At 69.1% G+C, this 24,905-nt stretch carries 21 protein-coding genes and 5 pseudogenes; 19 read left to right on the forward strand and 7 right to left on the reverse strand.

Features of this window, described 5'->3' with window-relative positions; translation table 11 throughout:
* The first annotated feature begins 47 nt into the window (after window positions 1-47).
* The 3 genes from ACLQ25_RS05330 to ACLQ25_RS05340 are packed head-to-tail and all read left to right on the forward strand — an operon-like array spanning window position 48 to window position 2,868.
* The gene (locus ACLQ25_RS05330) at window positions 48-692 is read left to right on the forward strand and encodes a TetR/AcrR family transcriptional regulator (protein ID WP_425729616.1); all 645 of its coding nucleotides are present in this window, start codon (window positions 48-50) and stop codon (window positions 690-692) included.
* Between the two features lie 59 nt (window positions 693-751).
* On the forward strand, window positions 752-2,053 hold the full coding sequence (locus ACLQ25_RS05335; protein WP_425729617.1) for a flavin-containing monooxygenase: 1,302 nt from the start codon (window positions 752-754) through the stop codon (window positions 2,051-2,053).
* Window positions 2,050-2,868: an SDR family NAD(P)-dependent oxidoreductase gene (locus ACLQ25_RS05340; protein ID WP_425729618.1), complete on the forward strand. Its 819-nt coding sequence runs from the start codon at window positions 2,050-2,052 to the stop codon at window positions 2,866-2,868. The genes ACLQ25_RS05335 and ACLQ25_RS05340 overlap by 4 nt, the downstream gene beginning before the upstream one ends.
* 8 nt (window positions 2,869-2,876) lie before the next feature.
* On the opposite strand, the gene ACLQ25_RS05345 is transcribed toward ACLQ25_RS05340, so the two are convergent.
* On the reverse strand, window positions 2,877-3,461 hold the full coding sequence (locus ACLQ25_RS05345; RefSeq protein ID WP_425729619.1) for a LysE family translocator: 585 nt from the start codon (window positions 3,459-3,461) through the stop codon (window positions 2,877-2,879).
* On the opposite strand from ACLQ25_RS05345, the pseudogene ACLQ25_RS05350 reads away from it, so the two are divergent.
* The 3 genes and pseudogenes from ACLQ25_RS05350 to ACLQ25_RS05360 all read left to right on the forward strand — a co-directional run.
* Window positions 3,460-3,963: pseudogene (locus ACLQ25_RS05350) on the forward strand (IS30 family transposase); the annotation flags it as partial. The gene ACLQ25_RS05345 and the pseudogene ACLQ25_RS05350 sit on opposite strands and share 2 nt — an antisense overlap.
* Before the next feature lie 249 nt (window positions 3,964-4,212).
* A pseudogene (locus tag ACLQ25_RS05355) lies at window positions 4,213-4,257 on the forward strand (hypothetical protein); the annotation flags it as partial.
* Between the two features lie 38 nt (window positions 4,258-4,295).
* A complete protein-coding gene (locus ACLQ25_RS05360) occupies window positions 4,296-4,742 on the forward strand; it encodes a hypothetical protein (RefSeq protein ID WP_425729761.1) in 447 nt (148 codons plus the stop codon).
* A 303-nt stretch (window positions 4,743-5,045) separates the two neighbouring features.
* On the opposite strand, the gene ACLQ25_RS05365 is transcribed toward ACLQ25_RS05360, so the two are convergent.
* Together ACLQ25_RS05365 and ACLQ25_RS05370 are read right to left on the reverse strand one after the other, a co-directional pair.
* Window positions 5,046-6,239, reverse strand: coding sequence for a hypothetical protein (locus tag ACLQ25_RS05365; RefSeq protein ID WP_425729620.1), 1,194 nt, complete (start codon window positions 6,237-6,239; stop codon window positions 5,046-5,048).
* A gap of 587 nt (window positions 6,240-6,826) precedes the next feature.
* Window positions 6,827-7,393, reverse strand: coding sequence for a maleylpyruvate isomerase N-terminal domain-containing protein (locus ACLQ25_RS05370; RefSeq protein ID WP_425729621.1), 567 nt, complete (start codon window positions 7,391-7,393; stop codon window positions 6,827-6,829).
* A gap of 63 nt (window positions 7,394-7,456) precedes the next feature.
* On the opposite strand from ACLQ25_RS05370, the gene ACLQ25_RS05375 reads away from it, so the two are divergent.
* Window positions 7,457-8,443: a helix-turn-helix domain-containing protein gene (locus ACLQ25_RS05375; RefSeq protein WP_425729623.1), complete on the forward strand. Its 987-nt coding sequence runs from the start codon at window positions 7,457-7,459 to the stop codon at window positions 8,441-8,443.
* A gap of 11 nt (window positions 8,444-8,454) precedes the next feature.
* Here ACLQ25_RS05375 and ACLQ25_RS05380 read toward each other — a convergent pair whose 3' ends face one another.
* Both ACLQ25_RS05380 and ACLQ25_RS05385 read right to left on the reverse strand, forming a co-directional pair.
* Entirely contained in the window at window positions 8,455-8,934 is a 480-nt protein-coding gene (locus ACLQ25_RS05380; protein WP_425729625.1) for a hypothetical protein, read from the reverse strand.
* 53 nt (window positions 8,935-8,987) lie between these two features.
* Window positions 8,988-9,180: pseudogene (locus tag ACLQ25_RS05385) on the reverse strand (IS110 family transposase); the annotation flags it as partial.
* 120 nt (window positions 9,181-9,300) lie between these two features.
* Here ACLQ25_RS05385 and ACLQ25_RS05390 point away from each other — a divergent pair.
* The 12 genes and pseudogenes from ACLQ25_RS05390 to ACLQ25_RS05445 all read left to right on the forward strand — a co-directional run.
* Window positions 9,301-9,507, forward strand: a pseudogene (locus ACLQ25_RS05390) (transposase); the annotation flags it as partial.
* A gap of 1,232 nt (window positions 9,508-10,739) precedes the next feature.
* Window positions 10,740-12,149, forward strand: a complete 1,410-nt coding sequence (locus ACLQ25_RS05395; protein ID WP_425729627.1) for a glycosyltransferase — start codon at window positions 10,740-10,742, stop codon at window positions 12,147-12,149.
* A gap of 112 nt (window positions 12,150-12,261) precedes the next feature.
* Window positions 12,262-13,726 (forward strand): annotated as a pseudogene (locus ACLQ25_RS05400) (NF041680 family putative transposase).
* A 59-nt stretch (window positions 13,727-13,785) separates the two neighbouring features.
* A complete protein-coding gene (locus tag ACLQ25_RS05405) occupies window positions 13,786-14,736 on the forward strand; it encodes an ABC transporter ATP-binding protein (RefSeq protein WP_425729755.1) in 951 nt (316 codons plus the stop codon).
* A 15-nt stretch (window positions 14,737-14,751) separates the two neighbouring features.
* Window positions 14,752-15,510, forward strand: a complete 759-nt coding sequence (locus ACLQ25_RS05410; protein ID WP_425729629.1) for an ABC transporter permease — start codon at window positions 14,752-14,754, stop codon at window positions 15,508-15,510.
* Between the two features lie 31 nt (window positions 15,511-15,541).
* Complete coding sequence (locus ACLQ25_RS05415; RefSeq protein WP_425729631.1) at window positions 15,542-16,324, forward strand: ABC transporter permease; 783 nt, start codon at window positions 15,542-15,544, stop codon at window positions 16,322-16,324.
* Window positions 16,325-16,576: 252 nt separating this feature from the next.
* The gene (locus ACLQ25_RS05420) at window positions 16,577-18,001 is read left to right on the forward strand and encodes an FAD-dependent monooxygenase (RefSeq protein WP_425729757.1); all 1,425 of its coding nucleotides are present in this window, start codon (window positions 16,577-16,579) and stop codon (window positions 17,999-18,001) included.
* Window positions 18,002-18,074: 73 nt separating this feature from the next.
* Window positions 18,075-18,407 carry an ArsR/SmtB family transcription factor gene (locus ACLQ25_RS05425; protein ID WP_425729633.1) on the forward strand — a complete coding sequence of 111 codons (333 nt, stop codon included), beginning with the start codon at window positions 18,075-18,077 and terminating at the stop codon, window positions 18,405-18,407.
* Window positions 18,408-18,412: 5 nt separating this feature from the next.
* Window positions 18,413-18,853 carry an SRPBCC family protein gene (locus tag ACLQ25_RS05430; protein ID WP_425729635.1) on the forward strand — a complete coding sequence of 147 codons (441 nt, stop codon included), beginning with the start codon at window positions 18,413-18,415 and terminating at the stop codon, window positions 18,851-18,853.
* Window positions 18,850-19,446, forward strand: a complete 597-nt coding sequence (locus ACLQ25_RS05435) for a maleylpyruvate isomerase family mycothiol-dependent enzyme (protein WP_425729637.1) — start codon at window positions 18,850-18,852, stop codon at window positions 19,444-19,446. Before ACLQ25_RS05430 ends, ACLQ25_RS05435 begins: the two co-directional genes overlap by 4 nt.
* A 178-nt stretch (window positions 19,447-19,624) precedes the next feature.
* Entirely contained in the window at window positions 19,625-20,062 is a 438-nt protein-coding gene (locus ACLQ25_RS05440) for a hypothetical protein (RefSeq protein ID WP_425729639.1), read from the forward strand.
* 19 nt (window positions 20,063-20,081) lie between these two features.
* Window positions 20,082-23,270, forward strand: coding sequence for a tetratricopeptide repeat protein (locus tag ACLQ25_RS05445; protein WP_425729641.1), 3,189 nt, complete (start codon window positions 20,082-20,084; stop codon window positions 23,268-23,270).
* 59 nt (window positions 23,271-23,329) lie between these two features.
* Here ACLQ25_RS05445 and ACLQ25_RS05450 read toward each other — a convergent pair whose 3' ends face one another.
* Window positions 23,330-23,989, reverse strand: a complete 660-nt coding sequence (locus ACLQ25_RS05450; RefSeq protein WP_425729643.1) for a dihydrofolate reductase family protein — start codon at window positions 23,987-23,989, stop codon at window positions 23,330-23,332.
* Between the two features lie 57 nt (window positions 23,990-24,046).
* On the reverse strand, window positions 24,047-24,760 hold the full coding sequence (locus ACLQ25_RS05455; protein WP_425729645.1) for an AraC family transcriptional regulator: 714 nt from the start codon (window positions 24,758-24,760) through the stop codon (window positions 24,047-24,049).
* Window positions 24,761-24,905 lie beyond the last annotated feature (145 nt).

Below are 24,905 nucleotides of genomic sequence, written 5' to 3' on the forward strand. Positions count from 1 at the left end.
TCTCCGCAATCCAACAGTTGCTGGATTCTAGGGGCAGAATGGCGGCCATGACCATGCCCCGACGCCGTCCGGGTCGACCTCGGCGCGACGAGACCCGACCCACCCGCGAGGTGGTGCTCACCGCCGCGACCGCGCTGTTCGCCGAGCGTGGCTTCGACGCCGTCGGGCTGCGGGAGGTCGCGGCCGCCGCCGGGGTCGACGTCGCCACGGTCGCCCACCACACGGGTACGAAGGCGGCGCTCTACGAGGCGTGTTTCGCGCGGGTGTTCGACGTGGAGCGGCAGGTCCTCACCGAGGCCGCCGACCGGGCCCGCACGGTCCTCGACGCGGGCCCGGAGGCGGCGCGGCGGGCGTTGCACGACCTGGTCGACGTGTTCGTGGACTTTCTGCAGGACCACCCGGAGACCACCGCGCTGTGGCTGCGACGCTGGTTGGAGCCGCAGCGGCACGCCGAGCTGGACCAGCGCTACGCCGAACCGCTCTACCGGCTGGTGGCGGAGCTGCTGACCGCCGCCGCGGCGGCCGGCGCGCTGGCCGAGCCGACCCCGCACATCACCGTACGCAGCCTGGTCTGGGCCACCCACGGACACGTCGTGGCGTTGGCCGCGGGCGTGCCGGCGGCCCGGGAACGCCGCGAGTTCCGGGCGTACGTGCACCGCTTCCTCACCGCGTTGTACGGACCGACGGGTTGACGGGCCGCCGCCGCCCGACGATTATCCATCGGACGTTGGATAATGCGGGGGAGCGGGCGATGCGGGCAGAACCCAGGGTTGCGGTGATCGGCGCCGGCGCGGCCGGACTCGCCACCGTCAAGGCGCTGCGCGACGCCGCCGTCGCCGTGGTCTGCTTCGAGACCACCGACCAGGTCGGCGGCCTCTGGGTGTACGGGGCGCCCGACTCACCCGCGTACCGCACGCTGCACCTGAACACCAGCCGTGGCCGTACCGAGTTCGCCGACCACCCGATGCCCGCCGACTGGCCCGACTACCCGGACCACACGCGGGTCGCCGGCTACCTGGCCGACTACGCCGACCGGTTCGGGCTGCGCGACGCCATCCGCCTGCGGCACACCGTCGAGCGGGTCGTCCGCCGACCGGACGGCACGTGGACGGTCACGGCCAGCGGGCCGGACGGGCCGGTCGAGGTCACCGTCGAGGCTGTGGTCGTCGCCAACGGCCACAACCGGGTCCCCCGGCTGCCCGAGCCGCCGTACCCCGGCACCAGCACCGCCGAGCAGATCCACAGCCACGACTACCGCGGCCCCGAGCAGTTGGCCGGCCGGCGCGTCCTGGTCGTCGGCGGCGGCAACTCGGCGATGGACATCGCGGTGGACGCCTCGCACACCGCCGAGCGGACGCTGCTGTCGCTGCGCCGGGGCGTCTGGGTGGTGCCCAAGCACCTGCTGGGTCGCCCCTCGGACACTCTCAACGGCGCGCTGGCCCGCCGGCTCCCGTGGCGGCTGCGCCAGCGCATCAGCCAGACCATGATCTCCGCCGCCGTCGGCAACCCCGCCCGCTACGGGCTGCCCGCACCGACCCACGGCTTCCTGCAGGACCATCCGACGCTCTCGGACGGCCTGCTGTCCCGGCTCGCCCACGGCGACGTCGAGGCCCGCCCCGGTGTGGCCGCCCTCGACGGCGACCGGGTCGAGTTCACCGACGGCCGCGCCGACCAGGTCGACCTGATCGTGTGGTGCACCGGCTACCGGGTGGCGATCGGGTTCCTGCCGGCCGAACTGCTGGGCGGCGGGGCCGACACCCTGGCGTTGTACCGGCACGTGTTCCACCCCGAGGCCCCCGGCCTGATGTTCGTCGGACTGATGCAGTCCACCGGCTCCGCGTTCCCGCTGGTCGAGGCGCAGGCCAAGCTGGTCGCCGCGCAGCTCGCCGGCCGGTACGCCCTGCCCGACCCCGCCCGGCAGCGGGCCGCCTGCCGGGCCGAACTGCGGGCGGCGACGGCCCGTTGGGGTCACCGCCGCCCGGCGATGCGGGTGGACTTCGAGGTGTACCTGGCAGAGCTGACCCGGGAGTTGAAGACCGGGGCACGTCGGTGACGGCTCTGACCGACCGGCGGGTCCTCGTCACCGGCGCGAGCGGCACCTTCGGCCGGCACCTCGGCGTCGCGCTGCGCGCCGGCGGCGCCCGGGTGGTGGGGATCGACCTGCGCGCCCGCGAGGACGACGACCTGCCGGTGCTCGGCTGCGACCTGACCGACCCGGCCGCCGTCCCCGCCGCCGTGCGGGAGGCCGTCACCCGGCTCGGAGGGCTCGACCTGCTGATCAACAACGCCGGAGTGGGCGGTCCCGCCCCGGCGGAGCTGGCACCGGACGAGGTGGTCCGCCAGCAGTTGGAGGTCAACCTGCTGGCCGCCTGGCGCACCACCGCCGCCGCGCTGCCGGCCCTGCTCGACACACGCGGGCGGGTGATCTTCGTGGCCAGCCGGATGGCGGTGCTGCCGCTGCCCCTCGCCGCCGCCTACGGGGTCAGCAAACGGGCCCTCGTGGCGTACGCCGACGCGCTGCGCCACGAGGTGGGCACCCACGTCGGGGTCAGCGTCGTCTACCCCAGCATGGTGGCCTCACCGATCCACGACAGCACCGCCGAGGCGGGCCTGTCGCTGCGCGGAGTGTCCCGCCCCGAGCCCGTCGAGGGTGTCGTCGCGGCGATCCTGCGCGCCGCCACCGCCCGACGGGCGCCCCGGGACGTGGCGACCACCCGACGCGGCCGACTGGAGATGGCCGTCGGCCGGCACGCGCCCGCGCTGGCCGACCGGCTGGTACGCCGTACCCTCGCAGCCCGGCTCGCCGCCGGCGACCTGGACGCCGCGCCGCTGGCCGCCGGCATGGTCCGCCGCCACCGTGGCCGGTGAGGACCGGATCAGGGTACGGCGACAGCCGCCCGGGAACGGTCGGCGGCGATGCGGACGGCCAACGCGGCAAGGGCCGTACCGGTCACCCACCGCTGGACGCGCAACCACAGCGGCCGACGGGCGAAGAAGCCGGCCAGCGCCCCGGCGCTGAGCACGATCATCGCGTTGACGCTCAGCGCGACGGCGATCTGGGTCAGGCCGAGCAGCAGGCTCTGCGCCGCCACCTGTCCCCGCGCCGGCTCGACGAACTGCGGTAGCAGCGACACGTACAGGATGGCGATCTTCGGGTTGAGCAGGTTGGTGACCAGGCCCATGGTGAACAGCCGCCGGGGCCGGTCCGGTGGCAGCGGCGCGGGCGTGAACGGTGACCCACCACCCGGGCGCACCGTGCCCCACGCCAGCCACAGCAGGTAGCCGGCGCCGGCCAGTTTGACCACCGTGTACAGCGCCGGGACCAGGACGAACACGGCGGCCAGGCCCGCGACCGCCGTGGCCAGGTAGACGCCGAAACCGGCGGCCACCCCGAGCAGTGAGATTGACTTAGTGGCGGCAGTGGATCGGGGCCGGCGTTCCTGAATCGGTGAGCTGCACATCAGCGCTCGTCCCGCCGAGGCCACCGACCGGGCGGTGCCCGGGCACTGGGAAGGTGACCTGGTCATCGGCAAAGCCGGCGCCTCGGCGATCGTGACGTTGGTGGAACGCGCCACCCGCTACGTCATGCTCGGCGCGCTGCCCAACGGCCGTGACAGCGAAGCGGTCATCGGTGTGCTCACCGCACTGGCCGCCCGCATGCCCGAGCATCTACGCCGCTCACTGACCTGGGACCAAGGCGTCGAGATGGCCACCCACCCGATCTTCACCGTCGCCACCGGCTGCCCGGTCTACTTCTGCGACCCCCACAGCCCTTGGCAACGCGGCAGCAACGAGAACACCAACGGACTCATGCGCCAGTACTTCCCCAAAGGCAGCTACGACTTTCGCACCATCGACCAGCACCGCCTGGACAACGTCGCCTACGAACTCAACACCCGCCCCCGCGAGGCGTTGGGCTGGGCCACCCCCACCCAACGCCTCGCGGAACTCATCGCGCCCTAACGATTGCACTCACCCCTTGACCCCAAGCCGGCATCGACCATGCCGTCACCCCCCGTTCGCCGTCCCCGACCGACGGTAGGCCGGACGGCGACCGGTGACCCAGAGCCACCTGCGAGGCGGTGGCCTGCCGCACGGGAATGGTCACCGGCCCGACCGCGCTGACCTGTCGCAGGGTGCCGCCGGTCGGAGGCGGCGCGTTACGGTCGCCGGAGGAGGTGCCGCAGGGTGACCGAAGCGTGGGACGCGGCAGTGGAGGCGCAGATCCGGGGCGCCGCGCAACGCGGCGAGTTCGACAACCTGCCCGGGATGGGCAAGCCGATCCCCGGGCGGGGATGCCGTACGACGAGTCGTGGTGGATCAAGAGTTTCCTGGAGCGCGAGAAGCTGCCCACCCCTCTGCAACTGCGCCGACGTGTCGAGCAGGTCCCCAACGAGGTCTGCGGCCTGCCCACCGAACAGGCCGTGCGGGCCTTCGTGGGGCAGCTCAACGCGCAGATCGTGGCCTGGCTGCGCAACCCCGACGGGCCCCGGGTCGCGGTCCGGCCGGTGAACGCCGACGAGGTGGTCGCTCGCTGGCGTACCGAACGCGCCCCTCGGGACGTGACCGCCACCGTCACCGAGCCGTCCACCGTCGTCGCCCCGGCCCCGCCGGGGTTGGTGGCTGCGCTGGTGCCGCCGGGGTTGACGTCCCGCCGCCCCGAACAGGTCCGAACGGTCCCGAACACCCACATCCGCCCTCGTGCCCGACAGCGCCGTTACGGTCGGCACCGGAAGATCTGACGGCCGCGCCGAGGTGTTCGCGGTACAAGCGAGTACCGCCACCGTTCGGCGGGTACCTGCTGTCCCTGGAGGGTGATCCCGGCCGGAAGTACCACTCTGCCGTCCAGGCCGGCACGTCGTACGGCATACCGACAGCAGCGGCGTAGCTCGTCGTCGGCGGCGCGGTCGGAGTGATCGGCGTAGCCGAGCGTGGTTTGGCTCTTGCGGTGGCCGGGTCGCTTGCGGATGGTTTGGAGGCTGACGCCGTCGTCGACCAGCTCGATAGCGTGGGAACCGGCAAGCGGGGAATACAGGGCATTCGGGTTACCTAACCCTACCAGATTCACGGGCCTGGACGGGAACGGGAAGACGGAGCGTCTCTTGGCCTGGGCTGGACGTCTCTTGGCTTGGACTGGCCGCCCTGGACGTACCAATGTGAGCCGCGCTTGCAATACTGGCGAGATCGACAGCAGGACTGGGCTCAGCGGCGGGACGCGACCACACGCTGGCAGCCTTGGTGACAGAGACAGCTGCGGCGGCGGTGGCGGCTACGGCGGACAAGTAGGACGACGTCCTGAGCCCGTCACGGTGAACAACAAGTGTACGATCGTCGGAAAGCCCCTGATCGACTGAGGACCACGTCCGGCCAGTTGTCCCGGTAAATGCGCCGTACATCACCGTCTTCGCGACGGCGAGGCAGAACCGCTCGTAGGAGTTACCCGACCGGGTCCACTCATGCGCGACCTCCTCAATAGCGTAATGCCCAAGTTGCGTGGCGGTAGCACCGATGATCGCGTACTGGTTCTGGTGCCACCGTCCAAGTCCATCGGCGAGGCTTGCCAGACCGTCTACCAATTTGGTGCGGTCCGCAGGATCCATAATGGCGTCTCGCAGCGCCCCCCACCCCCGCTGCAACACGGTAGCGCCGGTTCCGCAAGACGCGCTGAACCGGTCCAACACACTCCAGCCGAATGAGCCAAAGTTTGTGGCTGACGTCGCCCATGCGTAGTAGCCGGCTTTCCTTGCCTCGACCCGCATCAGGCGGAGAAGCAGCGGATCACTGTCGTTGCTGATCGACGCGAGCGTTTGCGCGGGCGCTCCGATCTGAAGGAAGAATCGCGCCGAGTCGAGAGTGCCCCGGGCCAACGTGCCTAACTCAACGGACCTGCCGGCACTCCAGTTGTCCCACTGGCCAGCCGCCGGTATAGCCAATTTCAGAGCGCCGTCAATACCGGCGATCAGCGCCGCCCCCGTCAAGATCGATGCTCGGGATACGACACCTCGCCCAACAGCATCCGCAGTGAGTCCGACCGAATAGAAGGCGTGAATTAGCGTCTCGTCATCCCGAAGTGCACGAGCCAACCGCATACGTAGCGCTGCCCGGCCGAGATCGCTCTCCGGATCCTGGCTTGCCTCATCAGCGGGCACGCTATGGCCCTCCTCCAGCCGTCGCTCACTAATCGACCCTTGCGTTTCGTTCTGCGTGCGGCTGTTCTGCTGTAACTGCAATTCATCCACCTGCGGCACCCAATCCCGACCAGCATGATTGGCTGTGGGAAGCCATGCACACGGCCGCCCACAGCCAATATCCCGCTCCCAAAACCCACGTAACCTATGGGTTGAATAGGTTATCCTGCGCCCATGCGGGTTGCAAGAGTGCCCCGCGGAACGGCAGGGGACGGCGATGGTGCTGGTGGGTCTGGCCGCCGACCGCTGGTTGGCCAACATGGTGGTCGGGTCCAGTGGCTTGTCGGGCGCAGTGGCCGTCCTCGCACTCGGTCCACTGTGGCGGCGTGCCGCCCGATCGACGCCGTTCGGGGACCGGTTCGTACAAGATCGAACGAGTCCGAACCCGAAAGCCCTACCGTCGAGGTGGGCGGCGGTCGACGCTGAGGTCGTCGGGTGGGCACGGGGCCGCCCTGAAGGGGGAAGGGGGAAGGGCATGCGTGGCGTTCGCGAGCGTGGCATCAGCTGGACCTGAGGAACTACCCGCAACGGCGTCGGCATCCCCGCAGGTGCCGACGGCGTTCAGCAGAGCAGGCGCGGGTGCCGCGGAGGTCGTTGATCCCTCGACCACCGCGGCACCCGCCCGACCGCTGCCGGGGTCACTCCACGGCGGCCCGCCACGTCCAGGAGGTACGCCGTGCCCGACCCGGCAGCTCACCCCGGCCGGTCATCCACAACAGCACGTCGGGAGCGTCGCCGGGCGGGGCGTCCGGGAAGAGCCGCCGCAGCACCAGCGCGCTCAGGCCGCGCGGCGGCTGCCACGGCACGCCGAGGCCGAGGGCGATGTCGTGGGTGTGCAGCACCGTCTCGGCCACCCCCATCGCGGCGAATCCGGCCGGGTCGCAGGTGCCCCAGTGCCAGGCCCGCTCGGTCGGTTCGGCCGCCTCGACGGCGACCGCGAGCAGCCGGGCACAGGCCCGCACCACGTCGAGCACCCGCGCCGGGCCCGCCGTGGGGGAGACCCGCAGGTCGTACGGCAGGTAGCTGTCCTGCGCCAGGCCGGTGACCTGGCCGGCGTACGCGAGCAGGTCGTGCGCGACGTGCGCGGCGGTCGTCCAGCAGCTCCAGCTCAACGTGCCCGCGGGCACCGACCAGTCGCGGTCGAGGTGCGGGTGCAGCACCCGTGTCATCTCGTCGGCCGCCGCCCGTACGTCGGCGCCGGTCATCGCGGACGTCCGTAGGTCGATGCGTGCAAGAATCCATCCTCGTGCTTGGGGGAGGCGGACACCATGTTGCCCAACCTGGTGGTGGACACGACGGTACTGCCGCCGGCGGACCGGTTCGAGTTCTGGTATGCCCTGGTCGCCCAGGAGACGGGGCCCGTGCACATCACCAGCGCACGGCTGGACGACTTCGTCGCGTACGCCCAGGCCATCGACCTCGGCCGGATCCGGTTGGCCTCGCTGCGGTACCCGTCGCTGCTCGCCACCCGGCCCGCTGGGCTGGTCCGCCGAGCGCAGGCGGACATCTACCAGCTCACGCTGCCACTGACCGGTCGCAGCACCCTGGTCCAGGATCGCACCGAGACCGCGCTCGTCGCCGCCAGCCACTTCACCCTGCTGGACACTGCCCGTCCGCACATCGCCCGGCACCGGGCGGACAGCCCCGGTCTCGCCACGACGATCACCGTGCAGATCCCCTACGCGGCGCTGCCGTTGCCGCCGGATCGCGTGCGTCCCCTGCTGGCCACCCCGATGTCGTCGGGTCCCGGCGTCGCCGGGCTCCTGGTCCACCACCTGCGTAGCATCGCGGCGCACCCGGAGCAGTACGAGCCGAACCAGGCCGAGATGCTGGGCGGCATGGCGTTGGACCTGCTCGCCGCCACGCTCGCCCAGCGCCTCGACATCGAGGGCGTCCTGTCGCCGGAGACACGGCACGCCGCGTTACGCGCCCGCGTCGTCGCCTTCATCGACCGCCACCTCGACAGCGCCGAACTCAACCCCCGTAGCGTCGCCGCCGCCCACCACATCTCCCTGCGCTCCCTGCACCGCCTGTTCGAGGGTGAGGCGACGACTCCTGCCGAGCTCATCCGGGCCAAGCGTCTGGAGCGTTGCCGGCGGGACCTGGGCAACCCCCTGCACGCGCGACAGCCGGTGCACCTCATCGCCGCCCGTTGGGGTTTCCCGGACAAGGCCCACTTCAGCCGCCTCTTTCGCGCCCGCTACGGGCGTTCACCGCAGGCGTACCGGGCGGCCCAGACGGTAGCGGACCGCTGAGCCGGCAGCCGTTACCGCCGTCGGTGGTCGGTCGGGTCGTCCGCGTCGAAGTCGCGTACGGCGGTGCGGATCATCTCGCCGTACGGGTCGTCCGGTAGCTGGTCCAGGTGTTCCCGGACCCGGGCGAGGTGCTCCCGGGCCGGGCCGGCGTTGCCCAGTCGCCGGTGACAGTCGGCGAGGTTGAGGTACAGCGACGGTAGGAGCGCCCGGACCTCAAGCGAGGGCAGGTGCCGCCGGACGCGTTCGTCGGTCAGCTCGGACACCGCCACCAGGGCGCGTTCGTCCCAGCTCAGCTCCGCGTCGAGGGTGTCCTGTAGGTCGGCGAGATGGTGGGCCACTGTGCAGCGGTGCAGCGCATCGCCGGTCGGGCCGAGCTCGTCCCACAGCGCGGTGAGCAGTTCGCGGGCCTCGGCGGTGTCGCCGGTCTGGCCGAGCCGCACCGCCTCGATGACGCGAGTCGTGGTCGGATCGGGGGCCATCTGGTCGTTCATGTCGCCGATGGTGGGTCCTCGATGAGGTCGAGGGTCAAACGAACGAGCCGGCGCAGCGCTTGTCCAGATAGCGGGCGGAGGTCTCCTCGCCGAGCCGGACGTAGCTCGGTATTCGGCAACGGCGCGTCGTGTAGCCGCTTGCCGTCCGGGGCCAACCCGACCGCGTGGTGATCACCCTTACCGACGTCCGAAACCCAGGAAGACGCCATATCCGTCGTGCACCAGACTCTCCTCCACGCATCGCATCGAGCTGCCATGGGTTTTCCGGACAGGCCGACCAAGTAGAATTGGTTGATCTGGAGAGGGAAACTGGTGCCATGCGCGAAGAGGACTTTCTCCCCGTAGTTCCGGTAAGAAGCGGTGAAGATGGTGATCGAGGGGTCGCGGCCGATCGCCGCGGTCGCTCGTGAACTCGGTATCGGAGACGGCACGCTCGGAAATTGGGTGGCTGCGTACCGGCGTGAACACGCCGGCGACGAGCCGGACCTGAACGTCAGCGAACGGGAACGGCTACGGCAGCTCGAACGCGAAGCGCGGGAACTGCGTATGGAGAACGAGTTCCTGAAAAAAGCCGTATTACCGCAGATCCGGCCACGCGCGCACGCCGAGTGCGGCACGAAGGCGCTGCTGGACGCCACGTTCGACGGCTACCGGGCCGCGGAGACCGTGCTGGCCGACCGGTTGCTGCCCTCGTTTACCGCGGGGATGCCCATGATGGCCGATCGTAACTTCTGAGCTGGTCGTTGTGGCGTAAAGCGGTAGCAACCGGGGCTGATCTGCTATGGCGGGCCAGCGCATCGTTCCGGCTCCCCGTGGTCGACCGGCTGCCCGACGGCAGTTACTGTCCGTGCTGCGCCCGCCGCGTAAGAAGGATGGCGAGCCGATCACGGTGCGGGTCATCGAGTACACCGTGACCACGACCGACGGCGACGGGTCCACGACCAGTGAGTTGTTCTGCGTGGTCACGAACCTGCTCGACCCGACCATGTGCCGATCGAGGACATCCCGGCCCTGTACAACGAGCGATGGTCCGGAGAGACCATGCTGGAGGCGGTCAAGCCCGAACTCCGCGGCGGCCCGGACGTGCTCCTGCGTTCGCAGAGCCCCAACGGGGTACGCCAGGAGATGTGGGGGTTGTTCTGCCTTTATCAAGGCCTCGCCGACCTGATCGGTGACGCCGCCCGGCGTCACCGTGCCGATCCCGACAGGATCAGCTTCCTCCGCGCCCGCAACGCCGCCCACCGATCCGGGCCCCGGAGCCAGGCGGGGTTTCCCCTAAACGCCTACGCCGCGCCCGTGAACGCGCCTGGACCGAACTCAGCCGGCGCACCCACGACCACCCCGGAACGCTCCAGCCCCCGCGCCACCAGACGACGCAGCCACCGCTACCCCGCCCGCGGCGACCAGCCCGCCTAGTCGCCGGCTAAGCCACACCATCACCCTGCACCGCGTCAAGCCCCTACCAGCCAAGATCACCTTAAGAAGTGCCATTGGCAGCAGGCGGGCCGCAAACGATCTTGAGCATGCCGCTTGACGGCCCTCGGCGCATCTACGCAACGAGCGAAATCAGCCGTTCACGGAACAGACCCCCAGTCAACACGAAGCCGTCGATGCCATGAAACAACCTTTGGTTAGTTTTTCGCGCTTAGGGAAAGTTGTCCAACAGTAAATAGTCTCGTACGAAGTATCTGATATAACCGATCCACGGACGGAGCCTCATTGTGTTCTCGGCTTCTAGCACGGCAGTCGGCCGTGACGACACGACTGCAAGGAGTTCGCGCAAGGGTCTTTACAGTATCCGGGACTTGCCACCCGAGCTTTCCGCGGCGACGGTGTTGAGCCGCGGGCAGCGAAACACTCTGCTCGCACTACTGCTCGGCTTGACGGCGCTCGTAGCCGCCAAGCCCTTGGTGGGTTACGGCCTCTCGCCGATCACTCTGGTCCACGCGGTGATAGTCACCTCTGCAGTCACATACGTCGTTTACGAGTCCTACCAGATGATGCTCGCCATTGTGGGGTTCCGCCGGATTTCTCCGCCGGCGACCAAACAGCTCACCGACAAGGAGCTACCCACGTACTCGGTCCTGGTGCCGCTGTACAAGGAAGCCGCCGTCCTGCCGACTCTGATTCCTGCTTTGGCCGCCCTGGACTACCCCGTGGAGAAGTTGCAGATTCTGCTGGTCATCGAGGAATCCGACGACGTCACGCGCGCGGCATTGGACGGCATCACCTTGGGTCAAGCATTCGAGGTAGTCCTCATCAACCCGAGCATGCCCCGGACCAAGCCGAAAGCCTGCAACATCGCTCTCGAGCGCGTCTGGGGTGAGCTCTGCACAGTCTACGACGCGGAGGATCGGCCGGACCCCCAACAACTACGGGTTGCAGCGACCGCCTTTCGAGCTCATCCCGACGAGGTGGTGTGCCTACAGGCCGAGCTGAGCCACTGGAACCCCTATACGAACTGGCTTACCGCAACCTTCGCCGCGGAGTACGCATTGCGCTACGGGCCGACCATGCGCGGGCTGGACCGCTTGCAGGTGCCGATTCCCCTCGGCGGCAATTCCAACCATTTCCGAACTGCAGCACTGTGCGAACTGGGCGCGTGGGACCCATACAACCTGACTGAGGACGCTGACCTTGGCATGCGGATCGCCCGCCGCGGTTGGGTGACGCACAGCATTCCTTCGCTGACGCTGGAAGAGGCTAACAGTGATGTCGGTAACTGGATTCGGCAGCGCAGCCGATGGATCAAGGGACATGTGCAGACCTGGCTAGTGCATATGCGTCAGCCGCGCCGGCTCTGGAAAGAACTGGGACCCAAGGGTTTTCTGGGATTTCAAATGGTCATGGGCCTACCCGCGTTGGGCAAGATCCTGCATCCCTTCATCATCGCGGTGACCATCGCGTCGTTCCTACCCGGCAGTGGCCGATCCGAAGCAATCTTCCCGCCCTTCATCGCCAGCCTGGGACTTATCACTCTCATCATCGCCACGATCATGGTCATCACCCAACTGGTCAGCGCATGCGTCATGTGGAAGCTGTACCGATGCATTCCCACGGCTTTCACCTGGCACCTCTACGGGATGCTGATGAGCGTCGCCGCAGTCAAGGGCATAGGGCAGCTGATGCGACCGAGCCGCCGATTCCACTGGGAACTTACCAAGCACGGGCTGGTCAACGAACCCGGAGGGCCTCCCGCAACGCCGCTTCCCTAGCTTGATCTTTAACCCCGCGGGTCCTGTTGAGACCCCGGCCGAGCACGGAAACAGCCCTTGGTTGATGATCTTCTTGTCTAGGGAAGAACATCAATAACCAAGGGCTGTTCTGGTGATCAGTGTGCATGACTGTGGTCCGACTGATGCGGTCGGGGACTTGGCGGGGTTCCGGCGAGAGTTCTACGGATGTCTGACGGCGCGGGCTGACGCGTTGTTCGACCTGACCGACGCCGTGTTGTGCGCCGACGGGCCGGTCCGGTCGTTGGTGGAGTTGTCGCTGGTGGGTGAACACCGCCGTGGCCACGGGGCGTTGTATGACGCCCTCGCCTGCGGCCGGCTGGACATCGATCGGCTACGCACCGCTTTGGCGGCGGTGCCGTTGCCGCGGACAGCCGACGGCCGGTTGGTCCTGGCGGTGGACGTCACCTGCTGGCTGCGGCCGGACGCCCACACCTCACCGCAGCGAATCCTGTGCCACACCTACGGCCGCGGCAAGGACCAGAGCATCATGATCCCGGGCTGGCCGTATTCGATGGTCGTGGCCCTGGAATCGGGCCGCAGTTCGTGGACCGCGCCGCTGGACGCGGTGTGGCTCGCGCCCGGTGACGACGCGGCCACGGTCACCGCTGGGCAACTGCGCGACATTGTGGGTCGTCTGATCGCGGCCGGGCAGTGGCAGCCCGGCGACCTGGAGATCCTGGTCGTGGCCGACGCCGGCTACGACGCGCCCCGGCTGGCGTTCCTCCTGCGTGATCTGCCCGTGCAGGTCCTCGCGCGGATGCGCTCAGAGCGGGTACTCCGCCGGGCCGTGCCACCTCGGCAGCCCGGGACGATCGGCCGGCCACCCCGCCACGGCGGCGAGTTCATCTTCGGCGACCCCGCGACCTGGGGTGAACCGAATGCAGCCACCGTTGCCGACACCCGCCTCTACGGCACGGCGTGGGCCCGAGCCTGGGACCGGCTGCACCCCCGGCTGACCCACCGCAACGCCTGGATCGACGCGGCGACGGCACTGCCGGTCATCGAGGGAACCGTCATCGGCCTGGAAGTCGACCACCTACCCAGCGGCGCGACCCCGAAGCCGGTCTGGCTGTGGTGGTCCGGCGTCGACGCCACCAGCGCTGATATCGACCGGCTCTGGCAGACGTTCCTGCGCCGTTTCGACATCGAACACACCTTCCGCCTGTTCAAGCAGACCCTCGGCTGGACCTGCCCCAAGATCCGCACCCCGCAAGCCGCCGACTGCTGGACCTGGATGATCCTCGCCGCCTACACCCAACTCCGGCTGGCCCGCGCCCTCGCCACCGACCTGCGCCGCCCCTGGGAGAAACCCGCTCCACCGCAGCGTCTCTCGCCCGCCCGCGTCCGCCGGGGGTTTCGGCACCAAGGCGCGAAGACCACCAGTCCCGGCCGGCGCACCCAAACCCTCCCGGCCGGGACCAGGGCAACCACCCGGCCGCCGCAACAACCACCCCACCCCGCGCTACGACGTCCACATCGCGACCACCAAGAACGCCAGAACACCCGCTGCAAAGAAGACGAAGCCGCTCAATCCCCGTCCACGCCGCACAGGTTAAAGATCAAGCTAAGCCGGGATAGAGCTTGATCAACCCTCAGTTCCTACCGTTGTTTTGGACTGGAAACTACGGGCGGACCTATCCCGCGGCGTGGGTCCACAGCGGAGTTTCGCGCGGTCGACGGAATCGACTTCGCGCTCCAGCGGGGGGAGTGGTTCGGGCTTCTCGGGCCCAACGGCGCGGGCAAGTCCACCACCATGCGGATGATCGCCGCGACGTCGCCGATCAGTGGCGGCAGCCTGCGCGTCCTCGGCATGGACCCGATGACGCAGGGCCCGCAGATCCGCGCCCGGCTGGGCGTCGTCACCCAGGACGACCACCTGGACAACGAACTCAGCGTCCTGGAGAACCTGCACATCTACGGGCGCTACTTCGGCCTGCCCCGGGCCGTCATCCGGGACCGGGCGACCCGGCTGCTGGACTTCGCCCACCTGCGGGAAAAGGCCGGCGACCAGGTGGAGACACTGTCGGGCGGCATGCGGCGGCGGCTGACGATCGCCCGCGCCCTGATCAACGAACCCGACATCCTGCTGCTCGACGAGCCGACCACCGGCCTCGACCCGCAGGCCCGACACATCCTGTGGGACCGGCTGTTCCAACTCAAGCAGGAGGGCGTCACGCTCATCCTCAGCACCCACTACATGGACGAGGCCGAGCAGCTCTGTGACCGGATCGTCGTCGTCGACCATGGTCGGATCGTCGCGCAGGGCTCCCCACGCGACCTGATCACGCGACACGCCAACCGGGAGGTCCTCGAACTGCGCTTCCGCCCCGACGAACGAGACGCCGCGGCGGAGAAACTCCGGACCTCGGCGCTGGCCACCGGCGGCACCGCCGCCGACGGTCGCGTCGAGCTGCTCGCGGACCGGGCGCTTGTCTACTGCGCCGACGGTGAGTCCGCCCTCGCCACGGTGCACGCCCTGTCGCTCACCCCACTCACGGCCCTGGTCCGCCGCGCGACGTTGGAGGACGTGTTCCTCACGCTCACCGGCCGATCCCACATCGAGTAGGAGAAGGGACCACTGGTGCTGCGCGCATTCGGATACTGGCTCACCCGCTACCGGCGCACCTGGCGCGGGACGGTCGTGATCAACGTGCTGAACCCGTTGCTGTTCCTCATCGGCATCGGCGCCGGCCTGGGCGCCCTCGTCGACGACAACGCGCCCGCCCAGATCAGCGGCGTGTCGTGCACGGCGTTCTTCGCGCCGGGCATGCTGGCCGCGGCGGCCGTGCAGAACGCATTCCTGGAGGCGTCCTGGGGAGTGGCCCGCGCCGCCGGTTTCGGCGCCTACCGGGGCGCCACGCCGACGCCGATCGAGCCGGAGCAACTCGCCGCCGGGCACCTGCTCTTCATCACCGTACGGCTGCTCACCACCAGCGGCGCCTTCATCGCCGTGATGGCCGCGTTCGGGTTGGTCGAGGGCCGGTGGGCGCTCGGGACACTCCTCGCCGCAACACTGACCGGGCTCGCGTTCGCGGCGCCGGCCGCGGCGTGGGCGGTCGGGGTACGCACGCTGCGCCACATCGACACGGTGTTCCGATTCGTGATCATGCCGCTCTACATGTTCTCCGGCACCTTCTTCGCCGTCTCGCAACTGCCGGACTGGATCCGGCCGGTGTCCTACCTGCTACCGCTGTGGCACGGGGTGGAGCTGTGTCGCACGGTGAGCCTCGGCACGGCCACGGTCGCCGCGACGTCCGTCCACATCGCCTACCTGTTGGCGCTCACGATCGGGGGGTTCCTCGTCGCCCGCGTGACCTACCGCCGCCGGTTGCACCCCTGACGCCCCACGTCCAGAGCCCTGTGGAGACACCATGACCAGCGTCGTCGTACCTGCCTGGACCCGTCGCCGCGCGCTCGCGCTGATCGAACGCAACTTCATGATCTACCGGCGGTCGATCACACCGCTACTCAACGCGCTCGTCGAACCGATCCTCTACCTGCTGTCGATCGGCGTCGGCGTCGGGCTGCTCGTCGGCACGGTCCCCAGCGTCGACGTCCCCTACGCCGCCTACGTGGCGCTCGCGATCCTGGCCACCACCGCGATGAACACGGCGTTCAACCAGACCAGCATGGGCGTCTTCACCCGGATGCGGGTCGAGAAGACCTACGAGGCGATCCTGCCGACACCGCTCTCGGTCACCGACATCGCCGTCGGCGAGGTCACCAGCGCGATGATCAACGCGTTGCTGACGTCGATCGGCTTCCTGGCCATCATGGCGATCGGTGGGCTGGTCACCTCGGCCTGGGCGCTGCTGGCCCTGCCGGCCTCGCTGCTGATCTCGTACGCGTTCGCGGCGGGAGGGCTGGCCGTCACGACGTACCTGCGCGATTTTTCCGACTTCCAGTACATCCAACTGTTCATGCTGCCGATGTACCTGTTCGCCACGACGTTCTACCCCCTGTCGGTCTACCCGGAGGCGGTGCGGCCCCTCATCCAGGCCCTGCCGCTCTACCACAGCATCGAGCTGGTCCGGGAGCCGCCGCTGGGTCACCTCGGCTGGGGCCTGCTGATCGCGGCGCTCTACCTCGTCGCGTTCGGCTCGATCGCGATGTACGTGGCGACGCGCCGGATGACCCGGGCGATGCTGCGGTGAGCGAGGCGAAAACGTTGGACGCGACGCCGCGCGGGCGGTAGCTTGCAGTCGACCGCGACACCGTCCGAGGAGGTGAGACCCATGACCGCTGGTTCGATGTGGGTGCTCCCCTCGCCGTCACGGTTGGGCGACTGACGTAGGTGTCGCCGGGAGCGCCTTTCACCAAGGCACTCTCGAAAGGCCGCTCCTGTGTCCTCCGTTCACCTCGATCCTGCTTCCTCGCCGAGCCCTGACGCGGATCGTCCGCCGCCCCTGTTCGACGTGATCATCGTCGGCTGCGGGCCGACCGGCGCCATGCTTGCCGCCGAACTACGCCTGCACGACGTGCGGGTCCTCGTGCTGGAAAAGGAGACCGAGCCTCCGTCGGCCGTCCGCATCGTCGGTCTGCACATCCGCAGCCTCGAGGTGCTGGCGATGCGCGGACTCCTGGACCGCATGCTCGCGCACGGACGGCGACGTCCGGCCGCCGGCTTCTTCGCCGCCATCGACAAACCCGCGCCCACCGGGCTGGACTCCCCGTACGCCTACCTGCTGGGCATCCCGCAGCCGGTCATCGAACGTCTGCTCGCGGAACACGCGACCGATCTGGGCGCGCAGGTCCGGCGCGGGCGGGCGGTCACCGGTCTCGCGCAGGACGACGAGGGGGTGACCGTCGAACTGTCCGACGGGGAACAGCTACGCACCCGCTACCTCGTCGGCTGTGACGGCGGACGCAGCACGGTGCGCAAGCTCCTCGGCGTCGGCTTCCCCGGCGAGCCGTCGCGGACCGAGACGCTGATGGGCGAGATGGAAGCGGGTGTCCCGCCGGAGGAGATCGCCGCCACCATCGCCGCGATCGGCGGAGCCCGGCACCGATTCTGGGTCCGACCTGCGGGTGTCGGGGTCTACAGCGTCGTCGTCCCGGCGGCCGGAGTCAGCGATCGCGCCCAGCGGCCCACCATCGAGGACTTCGCCCAGCAACTGCGGGCTGTCGCCGGAACCGACTTCGGCGTGCACTCGCCGCGCTGGATGTCCCGCTTCGGCGACGCCACCCGGCTCGCCGAGCGGTACCGGGTCGGTCGGGTCCTGCTGGCCGGCGACGCCGCCCACATCCATCCGCCCATCGGCGGTCAGGGCCTCAACCTTGGCGTGCAGGACGCGGTCAACCTCGGCTGGAAACTGGCCGCGCAGGTGCGGGGTTGGGCCCCGGACACCCTGTTGGACACCTACCAGGCCGAACGTCGTCCGGTCGCCGCCGACGTGCTGGACAACACCCGCGCCCAGACGCAACTGCTGTCCGACGAACCGGGCGCCCGGGCCGTACGCCGACTGCTCACCGAGCTGATGGACTTCAACGAGGTGAACCGCCATCTCCTGGAGAAGATCACCGGCACCGGCATCCGCTACGACGTGGGCGAGGGCCCCGACCTGCTCGGTCGCCGGCTGCCCGACGTCGACGTGCGACAGGGCAACCTCTACGGGCTGCTGCGTCGCGGCCGTGGCCTGCTGGTGGACCGCACCGGACGACTGACCGTCGGTGGCTGGAAGGACCGGGTCGATCATCTCGCGGACGCCAAAGCGGCGGTGGACGTCCCGTGCCTCCTGCTGCGTCCCGACGGCTACGTCGCCTGGATCGGCGACGAGCAGCGGAACCTCGACGACCATCTCGCCCGGTGGTTCGGCAGATCCATGCCGTGAGTACGAGCGACGCTCATGACCCTTACTAAAGTTGACGCTTTATAAAGCTTCTGCTTGGATAAGGGTCATGAGCGTGACCCTCGACGACCAGCAGCTTGATGCCCTGTTCACGGCACTGAGCGATCGGACCAGGCGCGACATCGTGACTCGGCTGACCACCGGCCAGGCGACGGTCAAGGAGCTGGCCGAGCCGTACGCGATGAGCATGCAGGCCGTGTCGCAGCACATCCGTGTGCTCGAGCGGGCCGGCCTGATCAGTCAGGGGCGGCACCGGCAGAGCCGGCCGTGTCGCCTCGAACCCGCGGCGCTGGAGGCGGCGATGTCCTGGATCGAGCAGAGCCGCCAGGCCTGGGCGGATCGCCTGGACCGCCTGGAGACGCACCTCGCCCACCTGCAGGAAGGCTGAAATCCGTGGGTGACGGCGAACTCGTCTACCGGCGAGTCTTCCGCGCGCCGCGCGAACTTGTGTGGCGGTGCCTCACCGAGCCCGACGAACTCGCGCAGTTCTGGGGACCGCGCGGCATGGTGACACCGGTCGAGGGCATCGTCGTCGACCTCCGACCCGGGGGTCGGTTCGAGACCCTGATGATCGGAGACCAGGGCAGCTACCGGATGGTCGCCACCTTCACCGAGATCGTTGCGCCCGAGCTGCTCGCCTGGGTCGAGCCGGCGACCGGGATGCACACGACCAGCACGTTTCACGACCTCGGCGACGGCGGAACCGCGGTCGTCATCCACCAGCGGCACGTGCCCGAGACGATGCGTACCCCCGATGCCCGCGCCGGGTTCACCACCTCACTCGACAAGCTCGCGGAACGCCTCGCGCAGCTCACGCGAAAGGATCAGTCATGACGGACACGCAGCCCTGGGTCGCGTCGACCTACCGAAGACTCGCCGCCCTTCTCGCGACCGCTGCCGCCGACACCTGGGATGCACCCTCGCTGTGTGAGGCGTGGCTGGTGCGGCACGTTGTCGCGCACGTCACGATGCCGGTGCGGCTGACGCCCGTGGAGTTCGCCACCGAGATGGCCGCAGCCGGCGGCGACTTCACGGTGCTCTCCAACAGCATGGCCACGCGCGGCGCGGCGCTGCCCCGCACCGACCTCCTCGATCAGCTCCGATCGCCGGCCCTGCACGCCTGGCAGCCGCCGGGCGGCGGCCCCGCGGGCGCGCTGAGTCACGCCGTCATCCACTCCCTGGACGTGACGATCGCTCTCGACCGGCCCACGGTCGCACCGGCAGGCGCGGTCCGCACTGTCCTGGACACGCTCACCAACGCGAGCGGCGCCATCTTCGGGATCGACCTGGCCGGTGTCCGACTCGAATCCACCGACACGGACCGGAGCTGGGGAAGCGGTGAGGTCGTCCGTGGCGACAGCGGTTCTCTGGTGGCGCTGCTGAGCGGTCGAACGCTGCCCGACGGCCGGAGCCTGCCCCACGGCTGACGCCGCGGGACGCCACGATATCGAACCATGACCGACCGCGAAGTTGTGTGTCGTGTCCGGGTAATTACGCAGGTGGCGACGGCGCTTCATGATGGTGCCAGGATGTCGATCTGGACGTTCGGTACGCCAACTCGGTCGCCACAGAACGAGAGTGCGCCTACCCCCGGCGAGGAGAGACGTGACCCCGGATATTCAGGCGGTGCTGGCCATCGGCGCCACGACGCTGGTGACCGCTGCCGCTACGGACGTGTGGAACGGGTTGGCTCGCCCGGGGTTCATCCGGCTGTTCGGACGCGGTCGCGCCGACCAGGAGGCGAAGGCCGCGCGTCGGCTCGACGCGCTGGCGGCCACCGTGAAGCAGGCGCCGGCGGACAAGCAGGTCGAGGTCCGGGCCCAGCAGCAGCCGCAATGGCTGACCCGGTTGCAGGATCTCGTCGAAGACGACCCGACCGTCATCGACGACCTGCGGGCTCTTGTCACCGAGCTCACCGCCCGGCTACCCGCCGAGCAGAAGGTACAGATCCAGAACATCGTGGCCCGTGACCACGGACTCGCGTTCGGCGTCCAGAACGGCAACATCATCTACCACGAGGCACCACCTTCGACGGAAGCGTGAGCGGGAGTCGATGGATCGCATGGTCACGGCAGACGGACCAGACCCCTCGTTCCAGCAGGTCACGTCAGTCGGCGGGTTCGCCTACGGCGTGATCAACGCCGACATCCATGTCTTCGCCAACGGCGAACCGCTCTACCTGCTGGCCAACTGGCAACCCGAACCGGACGCCGACGTGGACTGGCTGCGGCAGATGCCCAGCCGCATGCTCAACGCCCGACGCGCCGTGGTGCCGTTCACCGGCCGCGATCAAGAACTCGCCGACCTGCGGCAGTGGCGCGACAGCGGACCGCCGCGGCTGAGCGTGCGCTGGCTGCACGGGCCCGGCGGCCAAGGCAAGACCCGTCTCGCCGCCCAACTCGCGGCCGAGTCGCTCACCGCCGGCTGGAAAGTGGTTGCCGCATTCCACGGTCCCGACGCCGACCGGCCCGCGCCCGGCAGCCACGACCTCGCCCTGACCGGGACCGCCGGGCTGCTTCTCGTGGTTGACTACGCCGACCGGTGGCTGTTGAGCAACCTCACCTGGCTGCTCAAGAACGCTCTCCTTCACCAGGACGGCGTCCCCACCCGAGTTCTCATGATCGGCCGCAGCCTGGACACGTGGCCGGCGATCAGCGCCATCCTCGACAACTATCGGGGCCACACGAGCGCCCAGCGGCTCCCCGACCTGCCCACCGATCACGCCCGACCCGCCATGTTCACCGCGGCCCGCGATCGGTTCGCCGCCATCTACCGGCATCCCCGCCCTACCACGATCCTGCCCCCGGCCCAGCTCGACAGTCCCGAGTTCGGGCTCACCCTCGCCGTACACATGGCCGCCTTGGTCGCCGTCGACGCCGCTGTCAGCGGCGAACGGCCTCCCGAAGGCATGGACGCCCTGACCCGGTACCTGCTCAATCGGGAACAACTGCACTGGCGACGGCTCTACCACGACGGCATCACGGGAACAGGGAGCGGCTATCGAACCCCGGGCGACGTGATGAACCATGCCGTTTTCACCGCTGCCCTCACCGGCGCACTCGACCCCACCGCCGGCGCCGAGCTTCTCGAACACCTCGGTATCGGACCAGACGTCGAACAGATCCTCCGCGACCACACCGTCTGCTATCCACCCGCCGAATCCAACCAGCCAACCGTCCTGGAACCCCTCTACCCGGACCGGCTCACCGAGGACTTCCTCGCACTCACCCTGCCGGGACACCACATCGACTACCCCGCGCAGAACTGGGCGCCCAATACCGCAACCGCTCTCCTGACCGCCCGCCCCCAGGACGACTCGACAAGCTCGGTGCTCTCCCGAACAGTCACGTTTCTCGCCGCAGCCGCTGACCGCTGGCCCCACGTGGGCAGCACTCTGCTCTATCCGCTATTACGCGAATATCCCGATCTCGCGATCAGAGCGGGCGGCACGGCGTTGACCGCTCTCGCTACCAGCCGATCCGTGAGCATCGAGGTGCTGGAGAGCATCGAACCTCTGCTACCGATCGACAGGCACATAAACTATGACATCGCCGCGGCCGCCGTCACCAGCGTGCTGACCGCACACCGCCTCGCCCACACCTCTGATCCCGCCGAACAGGCCGTTCTGCAGTCCAATCAGGTCTTCCGCCTTGCCCGTGCCGGCCGCCAGGAGGAGGCTCTGGCCGTGGCCGAGGAGGCCGTGGACACCTGGCGGCGGCTGACCGAGGCAGACCCGGACGCCCACCAAGAAAACCTCGCCACCTCGTTGAGCGACCTCGGCCTCCGTCTGTCCGAGCTGGGTCGCGGCGAGCAGGCCGTGGCTGCGGTCCAGGAGGCTGCCGCCATCTTCCGTCGGCTGGCCGCGGCAGACCCGAGCGCCTACCTACCTTTTCTTGCCGCGTCGCTGAACAACGTCGCTGCCGTCCTAGCCCGGCTGGGCCGCCTGGCGGGGGCTCTGGCCGTGGCCCAGGAGGCCATGGCCACCTGGCGGCGGCTGGCCGCGGCGAACCCGGACGCCTACCTATCCGACCTCGCCAACTCGTTGAACACCCTCGGTGCCTGCCTGTCCCAGCTGGGCCGCCCCGGGCAGGCCCTGGCCCCAGCCACGGAAGCCGTGGCCATCTTGCGGCGGCTGGCCGAGGCGAATCCCGGCGTCTACATGTCCAACTTCGCCCTGGCGTTGAATAACCTCGGCAACTGCCTGTCCGCGCTGGGCCGCCGTGAGCAGGCGCTGGAGACGACTCAGTTGGCCGCCGGCACCTACCGGGTACTGGCCGAGGCGAATCCGGACTCCTACCTACCCGACCTCGCCCTATCGCTGAACAACCTCGGCCTCCGCCTGTCCGCGCTGGGCCGCCCTGAGCCGGCCCTGGCCCCGGCCCAGGAAGCCGTGGCCATCCGGCGACGGCTGGCCGAGACGAACCCGGACGTCCACCTTCCCCACCTCGCCGACTCGTTGACCAACCTCGGCGCCTACCTGTTCGAGCTGGGCCGCCCTGAGCCGGCCCTGGCCCCGGCCCAGGAAGCCGTGGCCATCCGGCGACGGCTGGCCGAGACGAACCCGGACGTCCACCTTCCCCACCTCGCCGACTCGTTGACCAACCTCGCGGCCCACCTGTCCGCGCTGGGCCGCCCTGGCCAGGCCCTGGCCCCGGCCGAGGAAGCCGTGGCCATCGGACGGCGGCTGGCCGAGACGAACCCGGACGCCTACCGACCCCACCTCGCGGCGTCGTTGACCAACCTCGGCACCTGTCTGTCCGGACTGGGTCGCCCTGAGCAGGCGTTGGCTGCTGCTGAGGCCGCCGCCGTCATTCACCGGCGGCTGGCCGAGGTAAATCCGGACGCCTACCTGTCCGACCTCGCCACCTCGTTGACCAGCGTCGGCAGCATCCTGTTCGGGCTGGGTCGCCGCGAACGGGCCATAGCCCCGGCCGAGGAAATCGTGGCCATCCGGCGACGGCTGGCCGAGACGAACCCGGACGCCCATCTACCCGACCTCGCCATGTCGTTGTGGACGTACGCCACGCTGTGCGCAGACGTGAAGCAGAACCTGTCCGAAGCTTTGAAGGCGATCACCGAGGCGACTCAGCTCTACGGATCGCTGGCCAAACGTATGCCGCAGAAGTTCGCAGGCCAAACACTCTCCGCGTACCGGACTCTGGCCGATGTGCTGGAAGGAGTCGGCCGCGGGCAGGAAGCGGACGGTCTTCGGCAGCAGCTCGACAGGATTTCGATCAGAACCAGGAATTGAGCAACCCTGTTCGCCTTCAGGGACGGCCACGGCCCCACGACCTGTGCCACTCGTCGGTGTCAGTCGAGCATCGGCACCGAGCGCCCTTGGTCCACCGTGTATGCGCCCGTCGAGAGGACACCGAGGGTCGCGGGAGTCAGCGTCAGCGACACGACGCCGCCGGGCAACACGCGGATGCTGTCCTCGGACGCCGCGAACGTCGCGGGCGTCGACCCGTCCGGGAACAGGCGCTTCCCGCCGCCGACGACGACCGGGTACTGCAGCAGCCGGTAGATGTCGACGAGTCCGGCCTCGTGCAGCGTCTGGACGAGCTGCCAACTGCCGTGCACCTGGAGTTCCCCGCCCGGGCGTTCCTTGAGCCGGCGCACCGCGTCGACGATGTCGGTACGCAGGACCGTCGTCGGACTCCAGTTGGCCTCCTCGTCGGGCAGCGTCTCGCTGACGACGTACTTCGGCAGGGTGTTCAGCTTGGTGGCGATCAGGTCGTCGGGTGCGGTGACCTTCGGCCAGTACCCGCCGAGCAGGCCGTAGCTCGTGCGGCCGAACAGGAAGGCGTCGGCCGCACGGAACCAGCCCTCGATGACCTCGTTGGTGTGCGCCGACATGTGCGGGACGAGCCATCCGCCCCGGTCGAAGCCGTCCGAGCGGTCCTCGTCCGGGGCGCCCGGTCCCTGCATGACGCCGTCGAGGCTGACGAAGACGTTGACGCTGAGCAGCACGGTTCTCCTCCGTTGGTGTGATTCGGCCGGTCGCCCCCGGCGGCCGGCCGACGGAGGTTAGCTGCCGGGCCGCGGGTCGGTCTTGTACAGGAACGACATCGTCGGGTTGTCGCCCGGCCGCAGTCCCCGCGCGGTGTGTCCGACGAAACGCCGCAGCGCGTGTGCCAGGTGGGCCTGGTCGAAGTAGCCCAGCGTGTCGACGGCGGCGCGCCAGTCGAGGCCGTCGCGCAGCATGGTGGCTGCGGCGTTCGCGCGGTCGATCTGGGTCACGGCGGTCTGCGACAGTCCGGTGACGGCCCGGTGTTGCCGCTGGTGGGTGCGCGTGGACCCGTGACGGTCGGCCTCGCCGCCCGTCAGGCGTGAGGGCACCAACAGCCCTGCGTCGCGCAGGCGTCGGATGAACTGCTCGACGTTCTCGTACGTCGGCGCCTCCCAGTCCTCGCCACCGATGACCACCCGGCCCGAGCGTGTCACCGGAAAGGACACGTGGCTGTCGACGATCGAGGTCGCGGGGTGCGGCCGGAAGACAGCGCCGAGCGTGAGCCGGATCCCGAGGAACTCGGCCTCCGGCGGGACCGGTGCCGTGGTCGCCCTGGTCTCCGGCCCGCGCAGCGAGACGAGGACCCGCCCGGTCGTCCGCGTGACGATCAGGTGGCAGCACGTACGCGCCACAGACGTCATCGTCTCCTCGGCGTCGCTGGTGGTGCGCCACACGCGGTCGACGATGCGCGTGTCCGTCTCGGTCTGGCGATGTTCGAACCGCAGAGCCATGACCCCTCCATCGAGCTGGCGCAACGTCGGCTCCTGAGCGTAGGCGATCGCCTCAGCCACGAATTAATGGATTGCCGGTAACAGTAATCCATTAATTTGCACCCACAAAAGGTGCATAACACACAGGCACCATAATGACAGTTCT

This window comes from Micromonospora sp. DT44 (genome assembly GCF_049841635.1).
Lineage (GTDB): Bacteria > Actinomycetota > Actinomycetes > Mycobacteriales > Micromonosporaceae > Micromonospora.